Origin of the sequence: Cytobacillus pseudoceanisediminis, assembly GCF_023516215.1 — a bacterium.
GTDB classification, from domain to species: domain Bacteria; phylum Bacillota; class Bacilli; order Bacillales; family Cytobacillaceae; genus Cytobacillus; species Cytobacillus pseudoceanisediminis.
Genome location: NZ_CP097349.1, coordinates 2,283,799 through 2,301,541, shown reverse-complemented (window position 1 = coordinate 2,301,541; position 17,743 = coordinate 2,283,799). Strand labels below are relative to the sequence as shown.

9 protein-coding genes and 5 pseudogenes are annotated in these 17,743 nt (G+C 42.5%); 13 read left to right on the top strand and 1 reads right to left on the bottom strand.

The window, feature by feature from the left end; translation table 11 throughout:
* Positions 1-32: 32 nt before the first annotated feature.
* Positions 33-1,747, bottom strand: a pseudogene (locus M5V91_RS12325) (Rqc2 family fibronectin-binding protein).
* Between the two features lie 459 nt (positions 1,748-2,206).
* Here M5V91_RS12325 and M5V91_RS12320 point away from each other — a divergent pair.
* The 13 genes and pseudogenes from M5V91_RS12320 to pknB all read left to right on the top strand — a co-directional run bounded on the left by M5V91_RS12320 (position 2,207) and on the right by pknB (position 17,731).
* Positions 2,207-4,884, top strand: a pseudogene (locus tag M5V91_RS12320) (calcium-translocating P-type ATPase, SERCA-type).
* Between the two features lie 178 nt (positions 4,885-5,062).
* Positions 5,063-5,935 carry a YicC/YloC family endoribonuclease gene (locus M5V91_RS12315; protein ID WP_009330822.1) on the top strand — a complete coding sequence of 291 codons (873 nt, stop codon included), beginning with the start codon at positions 5,063-5,065 and terminating at the stop codon, positions 5,933-5,935.
* A 60-nt stretch (positions 5,936-5,995) separates the two neighbouring features.
* Positions 5,996-6,259: an extracellular matrix/biofilm regulator RemA gene (remA, locus tag M5V91_RS12310; RefSeq protein ID WP_009330821.1), complete on the top strand. Its 264-nt coding sequence runs from the start codon at positions 5,996-5,998 to the stop codon at positions 6,257-6,259.
* A 10-nt stretch (positions 6,260-6,269) separates the two neighbouring features.
* Positions 6,270-6,884 carry a guanylate kinase gene (gene gmk, locus M5V91_RS12305; protein WP_009330820.1) on the top strand — a complete coding sequence of 205 codons (615 nt, stop codon included), beginning with the start codon at positions 6,270-6,272 and terminating at the stop codon, positions 6,882-6,884.
* Between the two features lie 2 nt (positions 6,885-6,886).
* Positions 6,887-7,108: a DNA-directed RNA polymerase subunit omega gene (gene rpoZ, locus M5V91_RS12300; protein ID WP_009330819.1), complete on the top strand. Its 222-nt coding sequence runs from the start codon at positions 6,887-6,889 to the stop codon at positions 7,106-7,108.
* Between the two features lie 196 nt (positions 7,109-7,304).
* A pseudogene (gene coaBC, locus M5V91_RS12295) lies at positions 7,305-8,512 on the top strand (bifunctional phosphopantothenoylcysteine decarboxylase/phosphopantothenate--cysteine ligase CoaBC).
* On the top strand, positions 8,509-10,923 hold the full coding sequence (priA, locus tag M5V91_RS12290) for a primosomal protein N' (RefSeq protein WP_251175160.1): 2,415 nt from the start codon (positions 8,509-8,511) through the stop codon (positions 10,921-10,923). Before coaBC ends, priA begins: the two are co-directional and overlap by 4 nt.
* Positions 10,924-11,110: 187 nt before the next feature.
* Positions 11,111-11,596, top strand: a complete 486-nt coding sequence (gene def / locus M5V91_RS12285; RefSeq protein ID WP_009330816.1) for a peptide deformylase — start codon at positions 11,111-11,113, stop codon at positions 11,594-11,596.
* Positions 11,593-12,542 (top strand): annotated as a pseudogene (gene fmt / locus M5V91_RS12280) (methionyl-tRNA formyltransferase). The gene def and the pseudogene fmt overlap by 4 nt, the downstream one beginning before the upstream one ends.
* Positions 12,539-13,894, top strand: coding sequence for a 16S rRNA (cytosine(967)-C(5))-methyltransferase RsmB (gene rsmB, locus M5V91_RS12275; protein ID WP_009330814.1), 1,356 nt, complete (start codon positions 12,539-12,541; stop codon positions 13,892-13,894). Before fmt ends, rsmB begins: the two are co-directional and overlap by 4 nt.
* The gene (gene rlmN / locus M5V91_RS12270; protein WP_019381734.1) at positions 13,895-14,980 is read left to right on the top strand and encodes a dual-specificity RNA methyltransferase RlmN; all 1,086 of its coding nucleotides are present in this window, start codon (positions 13,895-13,897) and stop codon (positions 14,978-14,980) included. It begins immediately after the preceding gene.
* Positions 14,981-14,984: 4 nt separating this feature from the next.
* Positions 14,985-15,749 (top strand): Stp1/IreP family PP2C-type Ser/Thr phosphatase, encoded by a 765-nt coding sequence (locus M5V91_RS12265; protein WP_019381735.1) that lies wholly within the window; start codon positions 14,985-14,987, stop codon positions 15,747-15,749.
* Positions 15,742-17,731: pseudogene (pknB, locus tag M5V91_RS12260) on the top strand (Stk1 family PASTA domain-containing Ser/Thr kinase). Before M5V91_RS12265 ends, pknB begins: the two are co-directional and overlap by 8 nt.
* Positions 17,732-17,743: the final 12 nt, after the last annotated feature.

Sequence of the window (17,743 nt, the reverse complement as noted above, 5' to 3'; positions counted from 1 at the left end):
AGCAAGCATCTGAGCTTGCTTTTTTCATTTATTTACAGACTTTGCTTTAATGACAGCACCGTTTCTTCATCAGGCGTAACGTAAACTGTCTGCTGATGGTCATATATGACAAATCCAGGTTTCGCTCCACTTGGTTTTTTAACATGCCGGACTTGGGTGAAGTCAACTGGTACTGAACTGGAATTACGGGCTTTGCTGAAGTATGCTGCGAGAGATGCAGCTTCAAGAATTGTATTTTCTGCCGGTTCCTTGCTTCGGATAACCACATGTGAACCAGGGATATCCTTTGTATGCAGCCAGATCTCATCCCTTGCGGCCAACTTGTTCGTTAAATAATCATTCTGCTTGTTGTTTTTTCCAACCAATATTTCGGTTCCGTCTGTGGAAGTATAGCGGTCAAGAACAGGCTTAAGGCTCTGCTGTTTTTTATTGCCCCGTCTTTGCCTTTCTCTAATATAACCGCCTTCAACAAGCTCTTCTCTAATTTCGGCAATGTCTCTTGTTGATGCAGTTTCTACTTGCTGCAGAAGAGAATCGAAGTATGACGCTTCCTCTTCCGCCTTCTTAATTTGCTCTTTTACGGCAATTACTGCATTTTTTGCTTTTTGGTATTTTGTAAAATATTTTTGTGCATTCTCTGAAGGAGTCTTCTGTGGATCCAGCGGAATGATAACCGCTCCGCCATTTTCATCGTAATAATTGATGACTTCCGCTTCCTTCATCCCTTTTTGGATCGCATAAATATTGGCTGTGATTAATTCTCCATATAATTGATGTTTATCGGCATTTTCTGCTTCATGGAGGGTTCTTTTTAGCTTTTCAATTTTTTCTCATTCTTTTCTTTCTCATTTACTATAAATCGTTCAAGGTCATTGGATTGCTGTTTGACCCGGTCTCTTTCCGCTTTTCCAAAATAAAAGCGGTCCAGCATTTCGCTCAAGGAATTAAATTCCCTGCTTTCCCCTTTTATATGCTGGAGAGGCAATAAATAAAAGCTTTCCTTTTGTTCACCTGCTGTAATGGCTGGCCTTATGGAATGGTCCTTTAGGGAGCCTATTAATTGCTGGAAGCTGTTTGGAACAGTTGTTCTGTTTATAAGACCAGCTTGGTGTATGACTTCTTTTGCAAAAAGCGGTGAAATTCCAGCGAAGCTCGCTACGAGCTGTTTATCCACTTTCCCGCTGTTAAAGTCGATCTTACGAAGTATATCGTCTTTGTCTGCTTCGAAAGGATTCATTTTATCCTGGGACGGAGGGAGAATATACTCCTGTCCAGGCAAAATCGCACGATGGCTATTAACTGCATAAGATACATGTTTGACGCTATCTAGAATAATATTGCGGGATTTATCCACCAATGTAATATTACTGTGTCTGCCCATTATCTCAACAATCAGCTGTTTATAGGATGTATCACCAATCTCATTCCTGCCTTTAACTTCAAACACGATTATACGGTCAAGCCCGATTTGATGGACATCTTCAAGTATGTATCCTTCCAGATGCTTTCTTAAAAGCATGCAGAACATCGGAGGCTCTGATGGATTTTCATGTGCTTCATTGGTAAGCTGGACTCTCGCATAGCTTGGATGGGCTGACAGCAAGAGCCTGTGATTCCTCCCATTTGCCCGCACAACTAAAATAATTTCATTCTTATAAGGCTGCTGAATCTTATTGATTCTGCCGCCCTTTAAAGTATCTATAAGCTCTTTCGTCATTGCTCTTGTAAACAAACCATCAAATGACATATTGGAACATCCTCTTCTATTAAAAATAACAGCCTATCACTTGCTGCAGATATACATTATTCTTTCATTTAAATAATAAAAATCAAGTTTTAAGACTTGGCTTAATGTCTTCGCTAGGGGGTTCCGCTTTTCTATAATATCAGAATATATATCTTCGTACTTCGATAACTGTCTGGCGCAAGCAGCCTACCCCCTCGAGATACCGGGGGTGGGCAAGGCGCTTCCGCTTTTCTTTTTAATAATAGCATTTTTTTGGACAGGGCTGAATATGCTTTCTTTAGAGTGAGATTGGACAACTCTGCTTCACTTGATTGACCAGAAGAAGCAGGACGGTCTGCCATCTGGCGGATTCTCTTAAAGTCTGGCTGTGAGTGCTGATGAATTTCTTTACTATTGTATCCCTTCTCCATGCAGCTCATGGCTTTTCTCAAACCACAAAGGAGGAAGTGTGATGTCCGGATGAAGTTCCATGAAATGAATGAAAGGGAGGTTGAGCAAGCCTTAAATACAGATATTAAGGCGGGCTTAACAGAGGATGATGTAAAAAAACGGCATAAACAATATGGTTATAATGAGTTGAAAGAGGGAGAAAAGCAGTCAGCTTTACTCTTATTTTTTAGTCAATTTAAAGATTTCATGGTTCTTGTCCTGTTAGCAGCAACCTTAATATCAGGGCTGCTTGGTGAATATATTGATGCAATTGCCATTATTGCAATTGTAGTCATAAATGGCTTTTTGGGTTTCTTTCAGGAGAGAAAAGCGGAAAAGTCTTTGCACGCACTTAAGGAATTATCAGCTCCTCAAGTTATTGCATTGCGTGATGGACAATGGAAGAAGATCCCTTCCAAAGAAGTGGTGGCAGGGGACCTATTGAAATTTGCGACAGGTGACAGAATTGGAGCAGATATGAGAATCGTAGAGTCCAATAGCCTGGAAATTGAGGAATCCGCTTTGACTGGAGAATCTCTTCCTGTCCAAAAAAGGACCGGTTCCTTGAAAACTGCTAATCTGGCTATTGGAGATATGGAGAACATGGCTTTTATGGGGACTATGGTAACCCGTGGCAATGGACTGGGCGTAGTTGTCGGAACAGGGATGAATACTGCCATGGGGCAGATTGCTGATCTTCTGCAGAATGCTGAAACAATGACGACTCCGCTTCAGAGAAGATTGGAACAGCTGGGCAAAATCCTCATTACGGCAGCGATTTTACTGACTGTCCTTGTTGTTGTGGCTGGTGTGGTGCAGGGGCAGGAATTATATACAATGTTCCTTGCCGGTGTTTCCTTGGCAGTAGCAGCCATTCCAGAAGGGCTCCCGGCCATCGTGACGGTAGCTCTGTCGCTTGGGGTACAAAGAATGATAAGAAAAAAGCAATCGTCCGGAAGCTTCCAGCGGTTGAAACACTGGGCTGTGCATCTGTGATATGTTCAGACAAAACTGGCACTATGACTCAAAACAAAATGACAGTTACGCATCTCTGGAGCGGCGGGAAAGAGTGGAGAGTAGATGGTATCGGCTATGAGCCGCAAGGCCATTTTTATAGAAATGAGAATCAAATTGAACCGAAAAGTGATAAAGCACTCCAGCAAATGCTGATGTTTGGCATGTTATGCAACCATGCTGAAATACAGCAGAAAAATAATGAGTTTGTGATTGATGGAGATCCGACAGAAGGGGCTCTGCTAGTAGCGGCCATGAAGGCGGGCTATAACAGGAGCAGTCTGTTAAACCAATTCCAGATTATCAATGAGTTTCCGTTTGACTCAGCCCGAAAAATGATGAGTGTTGTGGTAAAGGATCATAACGGAAGGCAATTTATAGTAACCAAAGGAGCACCCGATGTATTAGTCGGAAAGAGTGAATCGGTTCTTTGGGAGGGGAAGCGTCAGATTCTTTCGAGGGAGCTCACAGGTGAAATTCAGGGAGCGATAGAAGATCTAGCTTCTCAAGCCTTGAGAACGATAGCGATTGGCTTTAAGGAAATCCCCTCAAAAAATGTCATTCTTGATGAGAAAGAGGCGGAGAAGGGATTAACATTTATCGGGCTGCAGGGGATGATTGATCCGCCAAGGCCTGAGGTAAGGGAAGCAGTCAAGGAATGCAAGGAAGCAGGAATTAAAACGATCATGATTACAGGAGATCATGTGATTACTGCACAGGCAATTGCCAAGCAGTTAGGCATTTTAACACAAGGCTCTAAAGTCCTTCAGGGCAAAGACCTGGCAGAGATGGCGGTTGAAGATCTTGAAGATGTGGTTGAGGATGTCGCAGTATTTGCCAGAGTATCACCTGAGCATAAATTGAAAATTGTAAAGGCTCTCCAGAACAGAGGCCATATTGTTGCCATGACAGGGGATGGTGTCAATGATGCCCCGGCCATTAAAGCAGCAGATATCGGAATATCGATGGGCATAACAGGGACCGATGTTGCCAAAGAGGCCTCCGCTCTGGTACTGCTCGATGACAATTTTGCTACCATAAAAGCCGCGATAAAAGAAGGAAGAAATATTTACGAGAATATTCGAAAGTTTATCAGATATCTGCTTGCATCCAATGTTGGTGAAATTCTGGTTATGCTGTTTGCTATGCTTCTTGCCCTTCCGCTGCCCTTAGTGCCAATCCAGATTCTCTGGGTGAACCTTGTAACGGATGGACTTCCTGCAATGGCTCTTGGCCTTGACCAGCCAGAGGAAAATGTGATGAAGCGGAAGCCGAGGAGTCCAAAGGAAGGTGTATTTTCAAGAGGGCTTGGCTGGAAAGTAGTTTCCAGAGGTTTTTTAATTGGCCTTGTGACATTGCTGGCGTTCATTTTTGCCTATAGGGCAAATCCGGAACATCTTGCGTATGCACAGACAGTAGCATTTGCTACATTGGTAATGGCACAGCTGATTCATGTATTTGATTGCCGCAGTGAAAAATCTGTATTCTCGAGAAATCCTTTCGGCAATAAATATTTAGTCTGGGCAGTCATCTCGTCCCTTGCTTTAGTGCTGGTTGTCATATACTATCCGCCGCTTCAGCCAATTTTTCACACCGTCCCAATTGAATTGCGCGACTGGTTTATGATCACAGGACTCTCAGCCGTACCAACATTTTTACTGGCAGGCACATTTTTGGCAAGAAAAACAAAATGAAATATGTTATAATCCTTTAGGTAGTAGAGAAGAACTCTATTACCTTTCTTTTTTGCGCAAACATATAAATCTACATCATTACTTGATTTTTATACATAACTGCACAGGCATCATGCCGCTAACTGAAAGTAATAGTGCTTTTTATAAGCTGTGCTTTTCCCAAAAGGAAGTGTGAGAAATGGCAGTAAGCATGACTGGTTATGGCAGAAGCAAGAAAGAATCCGGGCAATGTTCCATTACGGTTGAAATAAAGACTGTAAACCATCGTTTTTCCGAGTTTCAGATCAGAATGCCCAGACAGCTGATGCATATCGAAGACAAGATTAAGAAAAAGCTTAACGGGCATATCAAAAGAGGCAGAATCGAGGTTTATATCACCATTGACGGCGATGGCCTGTCCAGCAGGAAAGTTAATGTTGATTGGGAACTATTGGATGAATATTATCAATACATAACTGCAATTCAAACAAAGTACCAAATCTCAACGGATCTATCCATCGGGAATATCATACGGGAAGAACTGATTGGTATAGAAGAAAAGGAGTCCGGCAATGAAGAATTGAGCCAGCTGGTCCTTTCTGCTGCTGAAGAAGCATGCCTGCAGTTAACTGAGATGAGGAGGCTTGAGGGGGATGAGCTGGAAAAAGATCTACGAAGCCATCTTAGTCTTTTAAGCAGCAGGGTCCTCAAGCTGAGAGAGTACACTCCAAAAGTCGTGCAGCTTTACCGGGAGAGATTGGAAAAGCGTATGAGAGAATTTCTTGATGGCCAGGTGGATGAACCGAGAATTTTAACAGAGGTAGCGATGTTCGCTGATAAAGCGGATATCAGTGAAGAACTGACAAGACTTCAAAGTCATATTAGCCAATTTGAAAAGACCCTTCAGCTTTCAGAACCGGCTGGAAGAAAACTTGACTTTATTCTGCAGGAAATGAACCGGGAGGCCAATACAATCGGCTCCAAGGCAAACAGTGCAGAGATAGCTGCCGAAGTGGTTGAAATAAAGAGTTTACTGGAAAAAATGAAGGAACAAGTTCAAAATATTGAATAGCAGTTGTTTAGATTCCGGCTCTGGGGGTCAAAATAAATAACTGATGATTGGAGGACCCAAATGTCAATTAAACTGATCAATATCGGATTTGGCAATATTGTCTCTGCCAACCGGATAATATCAATAGTCAGTCCAGAATCTGCCCCGATTAAACGGATCATTCAGGACGCACGTGACCGGGGCTCTTTAATAGATGCTACATATGGAAGGCGCACCCGGGCTGTTATCGTTATGGACAGTGACCATGTCATTTTGTCTGCGGTCCAGCCGGAAACTGTTGCGCACCGATTAAATGACCGTGATGAAATTGTTGAGGAAGGGTAGGATTTTATAAATGAAAGAAAAAGGGTTATTGATTGTTCTATCCGGACCCTCAGGTGTAGGAAAAGGAACAGTAAGAAAAGAGATATTTGCTCAGCCTGATACTGCGTTTGAATACTCCATATCAATGACAACGAGATCTCCGAGAGCAGGAGAAGTCAATGGAGTTGATTATTTTTTCAAAACGCGTGAAGAGTTTGAAGAGCTGATCAGGCAGGATAAGCTGCTTGAATATGCAGAGTTCGTCGGTAACTACTACGGAACGCCAGTTGATTATGTAAGAGAAACACTGGACCGGGGCAAAGATGTTTTTCTTGAAATCGAAGTTCAGGGTGCCCGCCAAGTGCGTGAGAAATTCCCTGACGGCTTGTTCATCTTCCTGGTTCCACCTAGTTTATCCGAGCTTAAGAACCGTATCGTAACCAGGGGAACAGAGACAGAAGATATAATTAACAATCGCATGAGTGCAGCGAAAGAAGAGATCGAAATGATGAACTTATATGATTATGTTGTAGAGAATGATCAAATCGATCTTGCCTGCGAAAGAATTAAATCCATTGTAGTAGCAGAACACTGCCGCAGGGAACGTGTAGAACCTAAATACAAAAAGATGCTGGAGGTAGAATAAATATGCTTTATCCTTCTATTGATTCTCTAATGACAAAGATTGATTCCAAATATTCACTTGTTTCTGTTGCTGCCAAGCGTGCCCGTAAGCTTCAGCTTAATGCCAGACCACAGCTTGAGAGCTATAAATCACATAAAAATGTGGGAAAAGCACTTGAGGAAATCCATGCGGACCAGCTTCATTATCGGCTTGGTGAAAAGACTGCGAATGAATCATACGAGTAAAATCGCTGAATAACAACCTTTTAAAAGGTTGTTATTTTTGTTTAAAGGTTTTATTAGATGAAAATTCACTGCTCTTCTTGCATAATAAAACTATCATGAAAACTAAGCCATTAACGGCCAGTGCTGCTTATAGAAATATATAGCAGGCCGTTTTTCATAGAGATGAATTATTTTTTTAGATTGGTGGGGTCATATAATGCTGACTGGAAAGAAGATATTATTATGTGTAACCGGCGGAATTGCTGTTTATAAAGCTGCAGCCTTAACGAGCAAGCTTACTCAGGCTGGAGCGCAGGTGAAAGTTATCCTAAGTGAATCGGCTGCTAAGTTTGTAGCACCATTAACCTTTCAGGCTCTTTCAAGACATGATGTTTACACCGACACTTTCGATGAAAAAGATTCGAAAGTAATTGCTCATATCGACCTGGCTGATTGGGCCGATTTGATTCTAGTTGCTCCTGCTACAGCAAATGTAATCGGAAAGCTGGCCAATGGAATTGCAGACAATATGATCACAACAACCCTTTTGGCGGCCTCATCACCAATCTGGATTGCGCCTGCAATGAATGTACATATGTACAGCCATCCTGCTGTCCAGAAAAATATTGAAACCTTATATCGTTTTGGATGCAGATTCATAGAGCCTTCAGAAGGGTATCTTGCATGCGGCTATGTTGGAAAAGGCAGGCTGGAAGAACCAGAGAAAATTATAGATACAATTGAAGAATTTTTTAAGCCTTCCAGATTGGAGCTATCTGGCCGGAAAGTGGTCATAACTGCCGGCCCAACAAGGGAAAAAATTGATCCTGTCCGTTATATTACAAACCATTCTTCAGGTAAAATGGGCTATGCAATTGCGGAAGCAGCTGTATCTGCAGGAGCTGAAGTTGTATTGATATCCGGTCCGGTTACAATTAATGCTCCTGCTGGCTTAAAACTGATAAAGGTAGAATCTGCTGAGGAAATGTATCAAGCGGCAATAAGCGAATTTGATCATGCGGATGTTGTCATTAAGACCGCTGCAGTCTCCGATTATCGTCCAAAGGTGACTTCTGCGCAAAAAATGAAAAAACAGCCCGGGGATGAATTATTGGAACTTGAAAGAACAAAAGATATATTATTCGAATTGGGACAAAAAAGAAGAAGCAAATCCTTATAGGGTTTGCGGCTGAAACTGAACAGGTTGATGAGTATGCACAGGGCAAGCTAAAGAGGAAAAATGCCGATCTGATCGTAGCCAATAATGTAACTGCAGAAGGAGCAGGCTTTGGAACAGACACCAATATTGTTACATTTTTTAAAAAAGATGGGTCTTCGGAAAAGCTTCCGCTTATGGCAAAAAAGGATGTTGCAGTAAAAATTCTTGAAGAAGCTGCGATCTTGCTAAAGGATGAGCATGAATGAATATTGCGAGAGTCATTGTCGATGTACCTGCCAAACAGACAGACCGGGCATTTGACTACAAAATACCCTCTCATCTGGAAGGTGTCATTCTCCCCGGCATGAGGGTTGTTGTTCCATTTGGACCTAGGAAGATCCAGGGGTTTGTAACAGCATTACAAGCAGAGTCCGATTTTCAGCAGCTTAAATCCATTTCAGAGCCGATGGACTTAAATCCAGTCCTTAATCAGGAGCTCTTGACTCTAGGTGAATGGCTGACAGAAAAAACATTATGCTACAAAATCTCTGCCTTTCAGGCAATGCTGCCTGCAGCATTGAAGGCAAAATACGAAAAGAAGCTTGTAATGGCAAAAAATGCAGATCGTAAACTGCTTCCTGAAAGAGTATCTGCTCTCTTCCAGAAAACTGAAGAAATTTTATGGGATGATGCAGTAAAGAGCGGAGCTTTGCCGCTTCTTCAAAAGGAAGCATCCAATGGAAATATCGAAATTATCTACCAAGTAAAAGAACGAGTGAAAAAGAAAAAAGTAAAGCAGGTATTCGCGGCTGCTGACCCTAATAAGCTTGCTGATTATCTTCAACAGCTTCCGGGCAACGCAACCAAGCAGAAAGAAGTGCTTGAGTATTTTCTTCATGAGGAAGGACCGGTCGATCAGAAAGAGTTATTTTCCTTGTTTGGAATAACATCGTCCACCATAAAAGGGCTTATGCAAAAAGGGCTGCTTGGGCAGAGGGACGTGGAAATTTATCGAAATCCATTTGGAGACCGTGAATTCGAAAGAACTGAACCGCTCTTTTTGACCGATGGACAGAGAAAGGCTATAATCCCGATCCTTAATTCTATTGAAAATAACCGGCATGAAACATTTTTGCTTTATGGGGTAACAGGAAGCGGAAAAACTGAGGTGTATCTGCAATCCATTCAGCGAGTGCTTGAGAATGGCAAAGAAGCCATTGTCCTTGTTCCTGAGATTTCTTTAACTCCGCAGATGGTCAAACGCTTCAAGGGCAGATTTGGCAATCAGGTTGCCGTAATGCACAGCGGCCTTTCAGCTGGAGAAAAGTATGATGAATGGAGAAAGATTCAGCGGAAGGAAGTCAAGGTTGTTGTGGGAGCGCGATCGGCTATCTTTGCCCCTTTTGAAAACCTCGGAATCATTATCATTGATGAAGAGCACGAAACCAGCTATAAGCAGGAAGAGAACCCAAGATACCATGCAAAGGATGTCGCCATCGAAAGAGCGGGAAATCATAAATGTCCTGTGGTGCTTGGAAGTGCAACTCCCTCATTGGAATCTTTTGCGCGAGCACATAAAGGAGTTTACCATCTCCTCACTCTCGAAAATAGAATGAACAATCAGGCTCTCCCTTCCGTTGATATCATTGATATGCGGGAAGAGCTGCGTGAAGGGAACCGCTCGATGTTCTCAAGGAAACTCCTCGAAAAAATTAAAGACCGTCTCGGGAAAAAAGAGCAGATCGTATTATTTTTAAATAAAAGAGGACATTCCTCATTTGTTATGTGCAGGGACTGCGGATATGTTATTAATTGTCCTCATTGTGATATATCTTTGACTTATCATCGGTATAACCAGCAGATGAAATGCCATTACTGCGGCTATGAGGCACCAGTTCCAAATGCATGTCCGGAATGCGAAAGTGAGCATATTCGTTATTTTGGAACAGGCACTCAAAAAGTGGAAGAGGAATTGGCGAAAATTTTGCCGGAAGCGAAGGTAATCCGGATGGATGTCGATACAACCAGCAGGAAGGGAGCACATGAAAAGCTCCTTGATCAATTCCAGGAAGGGCATGCAGATATTCTTCTTGGGACTCAGATGATTGCTAAGGGTCTTGATTTCCCCAATATTACCTTAGTAGGCGTACTATCGGCAGACACGATGCTGCACCTGCCTGATTTCCGATCTTCTGAAAAAACCTTTCAGCTTCTGACTCAGGTAAGCGGGCGTGCAGGGAGGCATGAATTGGAAGGGGAGGTAATTATTCAGACCTACACTCCTGAACATTATAGTATTGAACTGGCGGGGGAGCAGGATTACGATAAATTTTATGAAAGAGAAATGATGGTCCGCAAAATTCATAGATATCCCCCTTTCTACTATATATCCCTTGTCACCGTCAGCCACGAGGAATTAATGAAGGCTGTTTCGGTAACTGAGAAGATCACGCAGTATATTCAGTCAAAATTATCTGCAGAGAGTAAAGTCCTTGGTCCAGTTGCATCGCCGATACCGCGGATCAATAATAGATATCGGTATCAATGTCTGATAAAATACAAGCGGGAGCCGGAACTTGGCCTGGCGCTGAAGAAAGTCCTGGATAATTATCAGCAGGATATTGCTACTGGGGGCCTATCCGTCTCAATTGACCTGAATCCTTATATTTTAATGTAATTTCTTAACCATAAGGTTAGTTTGTTTGAACTTACAGAACTGTTGGCCTTACTAAGAACGTTTTACAGCATCAAATCATACGTCTAAAAGCGTTAGCTATTTAGGAGGAGCTTCTCAGGAGCTTCTGTTTTTGTGGTTATGAATAAACTCAATTTGGTTGAAAATAGATAAAAATGGAGGAAATGTTTTGGCAGTAAAAAAAATTGTATCTTATCCGGCTGAGGTTCTGGAGGCAGAATGCGAACCCGTTAAGGTGTTTGATAAAAAACTGGGCAAGCTGTTAAATGATATGTATGATACGATGATCGAATTCGATGGTGTCGGGCTTGCTGCTCCGCAAATCGGGCTTAGCAGGCAAATTGCCATTGTTGATATAGATGATGAATTTGGAACAATTGAAATAATAAATCCGGAAATCCTTGAAACGAATGGGGAACAGACAGGCCCTGAAGGGTGCCTGAGCTTTCCTGGGTTATATGGTGAAGTAACAAGGCCTGAATATGTAAAAATCAAGGCGCAGGATCGAAAAGGGAAATATTTTACCCTCGAGGCTGAGGATTTCCTGGCAAGAGCGATCCTCCATGAAATTGATCATTTGCATGGGGTGCTATTTACCTCAAAAGTTACAAGATACTTGAACGAAGAAGAGTTGGAAGGATTGGAAGCTGAATGACAAAAATCGTATTTATGGGCACACCCGATTTTTCAGTGCCTGTACTGAAGCAAATAATAGAGGACGGATATGAAGTAATCGGAGTGGTTACTCAGCCCGACAGGCCTGTTGGAAGGAAAAAGGTTCTTACTCCCCGCCTGTAAAAGTCGAAGCTGAAAAACAGGGCATCCCTGTGTATCAGCCCGAAAAAATCCGCCAGCCAGAAGAGCTGGAGAAAGTTCTTGCTCTTAAGCCTGACCTGGTTGTCACGGCTGCATTTGGACAAATTTTGCCGAAGGAGCTTTTGGATGCACCCAAGTTCGGCTGCATAAATGTACATGCATCATTGCTTCCTGAATTGCGCGGCGGTGCACCTATTCACTACTCCATTCTGCAGGGGAAAGAAAAAACGGGAATCACCATTATGTACATGGCTGAGAAGCTTGATGCCGGCGATATTTTAACACAAGTGGAAGTGCCGATTACGGAAAGAGATACAGTTGGCACTCTTCACGATAAACTTAGCGCTGCTGGGTCAAAGCTTTTGTCTGAAACACTGCCAAAGCTCCTGAATAGTGAACTCACTCCCATCAGGCAAAATGATGAAGAAGCCACTTTTGCTTATAACATTAAAAGAGAACAGGAAAAAATCGACTGGGGCAAAACTGGTGAAGAAATCTATAACCACATTAGAGGGTTAAATCCATGGCCGGTTGCCTATACAACTTTTGACGGCAAAGTGATTAAAATCTGGAATTCGGAGAAGGTTAAATCTGCTGAAAACAAAGAACCGGGAACAATTATCAGGCTTGAGGAAGATGGAATCGTTGTGGCAGCAGGGAATGAGACAGCCATTAAAATTACAGAACTGCAGCCTTCCGGAAAGAAAAAGATGCCAGCAGAACAATTTTTAAGAGGCTCAGGATCCCATCTAACTCCCGGCGGCCGTTTGGGAGACTCCGAATGAAAAAGCTAAAAAAGAAAAATGTAAGAGAAACTGCACTGGAACTTCTCGAAGCCATTGAAAAAAATCAGTCCTACAGCAATCTATTACTTAATAACGCCATAAAAAAGAACGAAATTGACCAGAAGGACATCGGTCTTCTTACTGAACTGACTTATGGTACCCTTCAACGCCGGATGACACTCGATTTTTACCTGCAGCCTTTTTTAGCAGGCAATAAAAAAATTGAAAGCTGGGTAAACCAGCTCTTAAGGCTTACACTGTATCAGATGGTTTTTCTTGATAAAATTCCAGATCGCGCAGCTATTTTCGAGGCAGTAGAAATAGCAAAACGATGGGGGCATAAAGGGATTTCCGGCATGGTCAATGGCGTGCTCAGGAACGTTCAAAGAAAGGGGCTTCCTGATCTTGAGCAAATTGAAGACAGTGTTGAACGCCTTTCCATTGAGACTAGTCATCCCGCGTGGCTTGTAAAAAGATGGGCCGATCAGCTTGGGTTTGAAGAAACAAAGAAAATGTGTGAAATTAACTTGACTGCTCCACTTCAGACTGCAAGGGTAAATGAGGTAAAGGCCTCGAGGGAAGAATGCTTGTCACTTCTTAAGGAAGAAGGATTTGAAGTGGAACCAAGTCAGTTTATACCAGTTGCCATTAAATGTTTAAGAGGAAACCTTGCCAATTCGCGTGTCTTCAAAGATGGCCTGATTACTATTCAGGACGAAAGCTCCATGCTCGCTGCTTATGCCCTTGGAGGAAATCCAAATGAAAAGATTCTGGATGCCTGCGCAGCACCCGGAGGAAAAACCACACATATTGCAGAAAAAATGCAAAATACTGGACAAGTCATTTCGCTGGACCTTCACGAGCATAAAGTAAAGCTGATTAATGATAATGCCGATAGACTGGGACTATCGAATATTAAGACAAATGCCCTTGACAGCAGGAAAGTGCAGGAGCATTATGAAAAAGAATCATTTGACCGTATTTTAGTGGATGCCCCATGCTCAGGCCTTGGAGTTATGAGAAGAAAGCCTGATATGAAATACACAAAAAAAGAAGATGATTTATATCATCTTCATAAGATTCAAAGAAATCTTTTGGATGCCGTTTCACCTTTGCTGAAAAAAGGTGGTATTCTTGTTTATAGTACATGTACAGTGGACAAGGAAGAGAATCAGCATGTTGTCCAGTCGTTTTTAAAGAATAATGCGGAATTTGAGGGAGATATATCAGTTCGTGAGCGAATGCCTAAAGCAATTGCTCCGTTTATAGATAATTTTGAACTGCAGATTTTACCGCAGGATATTGGTTCGGACGGGTTTTATATAGCCTGTCTGAGAAAGAAGGTGCAATAAATGGAACAAACAGCAGCAGAGAAAATAACAGAAGCAGAACAAAAACCATCCGTTTATACTTTACAGCTGAATGAGCTGAAGGATTGGCTTAAAGAAAATAATGAGAAAGCTTTCAGGGCTGAGCAAATTTTTGATTGGCTTTACACAAAAAGAATCACATCATTTGAGGATATGACGAACCTGTCAAAAGGGTTAAGAGATACGCTATCAGCAAATTTTTCGCTGACAACTCTTAAAACGATCATTCAGCAGGAGTCAGCTGATGGGACAATAAAATTTTTATTTGAACTTCATGATGGCTATTCCATTGAAACCGTACTGATGAGGCATGACTATGGTAATTCAGTATGTGTAACTACTCAAGTGGGCTGCCGAATCGGCTGTACATTCTGTGCTTCAACTTTAGGCGGATTAAAACGGAATCTTGAAGCAGGAGAAATCGTTGCTCAGGTCGTAAAAGTACAACAGGCACTAGATGAGACAGATGAACGGGTCAGCTCGGTTGTTATTATGGGGATCGGTGAGCCATTTGATAATTATGACAGTATGCTGTCATTCCTGAAGATAATCAACCATGATAAAGGGCTGAATATCGGTGCGCGCCATATCACTGTTTCGACTAGCGGAATCATCCCAAAAATCTATAAATTTGCAGATGAAAATATGCAGATCAATTTCGCGATCTCATTACATGCTCCAAACACAGAAATCAGAAGCCGCCTGATGCCAATAAATAGAGCTTATAAGCTGCCGGACCTTATGGATTCAATCAGGTACTATATAAATAAAACAGGCAGACGAGTGAGTTTCGAATATGGATTATTCGGAGGGGTCAATGACCAGGTGGAACATGCCGAAGAGCTGGCAAAGCTAATAAAAAATGTGAAGTGCCATGTTAACCTGATTCCAGTAAACTATGTGCCTGAACGAGATTATGTGAGGACACCCAAGGATCAAATTTTTGCTTTTGAAAAGACACTGAAGAACCACGGCATTAATGTAACCATTCGCAGGGAGCACGGTCATGATATAGATGCAGCATGCGGACAACTTCGTGCAAAGGAGCGAAAAGAGGAGACGAGGTGACAGAATGAAAGCTGTTTTTATGACAGATCAAGGCAAAGTCAGGCAGCATAACGAAGATAATGGCGGCATCTATGTGAACAGCAAGGGGCAGCGCCTTGCCATCGTAGCAGATGGCATGGGCGGCCACCGGGCTGGCGATGTGGCAAGCGAAATGACGCTAACAAGTTTAAAAGGATTCTGGGATCAGACAGATGACTTTCAGACTGCCGAAGAGGCGGAAGGATGGCTGCGGAAGTATATTGCAGAGGTCAACACCATTCTTTATGAACATTCGAAAGAAAATGAACAATGTGAAGGCATGGGAACAACTGTTGTGGCTGCAATCTGTACTGATCGTTTTGCGACAATTGCCAATATCGGCGACAGCAGATGTTATATCTTGAATGAATCGGGTTTTCAGCAGCTGACGGAAGATCATTCCCTAGTGAATGAACTTGTAAGGTCCGGGCAGATTACCAAGGAAGATGCTGAGCATCATCCAAGAAAAAATGTGCTCCTCCGGGCATTGGGAACTGAAGCAGCGGTTGAGATGGATATCAAAACCATAACGTTTGAAGAGGGCGATTTATTATTATTATGCTCTGACGGTTTGTCCAACAAGGTAGATGTGGCTGAAATGATTGAAATCCTCAAAAGCGGACGAACTCTGGAGGAAAAAGCCTCAGTGCTGATTGAACAGGCCAATAATAATGGCGGCGAAGACAATATTACGCTCGTGATTGCTGAGTATTTTGAAAGCAATGAGAGCGGGATGATAAATGATGATTAAGGGAAGAAGATTAAGCGGCCGCTATAAGATTCTTGATATGATTGGCGGAGGCGGCATGGCAAATGTCTACCTGGCCCATGACATGATTCTGGATCGAGATGTAGCGGTGAAAGTGCTTCGGATGGATTTTGCCGAAGATGAAGAATTTATCCGCCGTTTTCATCGTGAAGCCCAATCAGCTACCAGCTTAGCCCACCCGAACATCGTCAGTATCTATGATGTTGGCGAAGAGGATTCAATCTATTATATTGTGATGGAATATGTAGATGGACAAACGTTAAAGCAATACATACAGCAAAACAGCCCGATTCGCATAGATGATTCGCTGGAAATTATGAAACAGCTCACCTCAGCCATATCTCATGCACATCAAAACCATATCATACACCGGGATATTAAACCGCATAATATTTTGATAGATAGGCATGGTAATGTAAAGATTACTGATTTCGGAATTGCCATGGCATTAAGCGCTACCAGTATAACTCAGACCAATTCTGTTTTAGGCTCTGTTCATTATCTTTCTCCGGAACAGGCCAGGGGGGATGGCCAACAGAAAGTCTGATATCTACTCCCTTGGCATTGTTATGTTTGAGCTTTTGACAGGCAGGCTTCCTTTCTCAGGTGAATCCGCTGTATCAATAGCTCTCAAACATCTGCAGTCAGAGACGCCTTCCCTTAAGAGATGGAATCCTTCAATACCGCAAAGTGTTGAAAATATCGTTTTAAAAGCGACAGCTAAAGATCCTTTTCACAGGTATGATTCTGTTGAAGATATGGAAGAGGATATCAGTACAGCGCTTGAACCCGAAAGGCTTCATGAAGGAAAGTTTATGGTCCCGATTGACGATGATGCTACAAAGGCAATCCCTGTTATTACGGATGACCGCCCATACCAAAGCATGGACGAAACACTTGTACATGCTAAGGATCCAAAGGGAGACACGCAGCCTGTGGCAAAACCTCTTCCTGAAAAGAAGAAGAAGGAAAAAAGAAAAAAAGAAGAAAAAGAAATGGCCAATTATTCTGGTATCCGTCTTTTTGTTTCTGGCTGTGTTAGGCATCCTGGCCATAACTGTTTTACCTGATCTTATTGCGCCCAAGGATGTCCAGGTTCCTGATGTGTCAGGAAAAGAGGTGGAAGACGCAGTAGCAGAGCTTATTGCCGCTGGGTTTACGGTTAGGGATACAAAGCCGATAAGTGACCCTGATGTGGAAGAAGGTCTGGTAGTAAAAACAGATCCGAAAGCAGGCAGAACCGTAAAAGAAGGAACTTCCATTGATATCTATGAAAGCACTGGCAAGGAAAAATTTGAATTAGCTGATTACCAGGGCAGGCAATACGACGATGTAGTCCGCTTGCTTGAAAGCAAAAATTTTAAAAGCATTGAAAAAACAGAAGAAAATAATGAGAGTGAGCCGGCTGGGACAATCCTGGACCAAAACTTCTCAGAAGGCGATCTTGTCGTTCCCGAGGATACAGAATTGATTTTTACTGTCAGCAAAGGTCCGGCGCCAATTGCCTTAAAAGACCTGCGCGGCTATAACGAAAAGGGGCTGCAGGAGTACGAAGAATCGTCGGGATTAAAAGTAGAATATGGAGAAGAAGAATTTCATGAGGAAGTCCCAGAAGGACTAGTCATCAATCAGGATCCGGCACCAGGCACAAACCTGGCAAGCGGACAGAAAGTGACGGTGGTTCTTTCAAAAGGGAAAAAGAACTTCTTCCTAAGACAGAAAATATTGAGATCAGCGTTCCCTATGAGCCTGCAGCCGAAGGTGAGCCAAATGAAGTTCAGATTATCATTAAGGATATGAATAATCCTGGTTCTGAACCAGTTCATACAGAGCTGATTTATGAAGATACGGTAATCCCAATTGATATAACAATTGCTCCCGGACAGAATGCCACTTATAAGGTTCTGCGGGATGGCCAGGTTTTTGAAGAAAAGGAAATCCCTTATCCGGAAGAAGAATCATAAGCAAGGAGTGTT

What these genes read in the sequence shown, in the direction of transcription:
- M5V91_RS12315 (WP_009330822.1), top strand. Translation starts at nt 5,063, where the DNA reads ATGGCAGTAAGCATGACTGGTTATGGCAGAAGCAAGAAAGAATCCGGG.
- remA (WP_009330821.1), top strand. Translation starts at nt 5,996, where the DNA reads ATGTCAATTAAACTGATCAATATCGGATTTGGCAATATTGTCTCTGCC.
- gmk (WP_009330820.1), top strand. Translation starts at nt 6,270, where the DNA reads ATGAAAGAAAAAGGGTTATTGATTGTTCTATCCGGACCCTCAGGTGTA.
- rpoZ (WP_009330819.1), top strand. Translation starts at nt 6,887, where the DNA reads ATGCTTTATCCTTCTATTGATTCTCTAATGACAAAGATTGATTCCAAA.
- priA (WP_251175160.1), top strand. Translation starts at nt 8,509, where the DNA reads ATGAATATTGCGAGAGTCATTGTCGATGTACCTGCCAAACAGACAGAC.
- rsmB (WP_009330814.1), top strand. Translation starts at nt 12,539, where the DNA reads ATGAAAAAGCTAAAAAAGAAAAATGTAAGAGAAACTGCACTGGAACTT.
- rlmN (WP_019381734.1), top strand. Translation starts at nt 13,895, where the DNA reads ATGGAACAAACAGCAGCAGAGAAAATAACAGAAGCAGAACAAAAACCA.
- M5V91_RS12265 (WP_019381735.1), top strand. Translation starts at nt 14,985, where the DNA reads ATGAAAGCTGTTTTTATGACAGATCAAGGCAAAGTCAGGCAGCATAAC.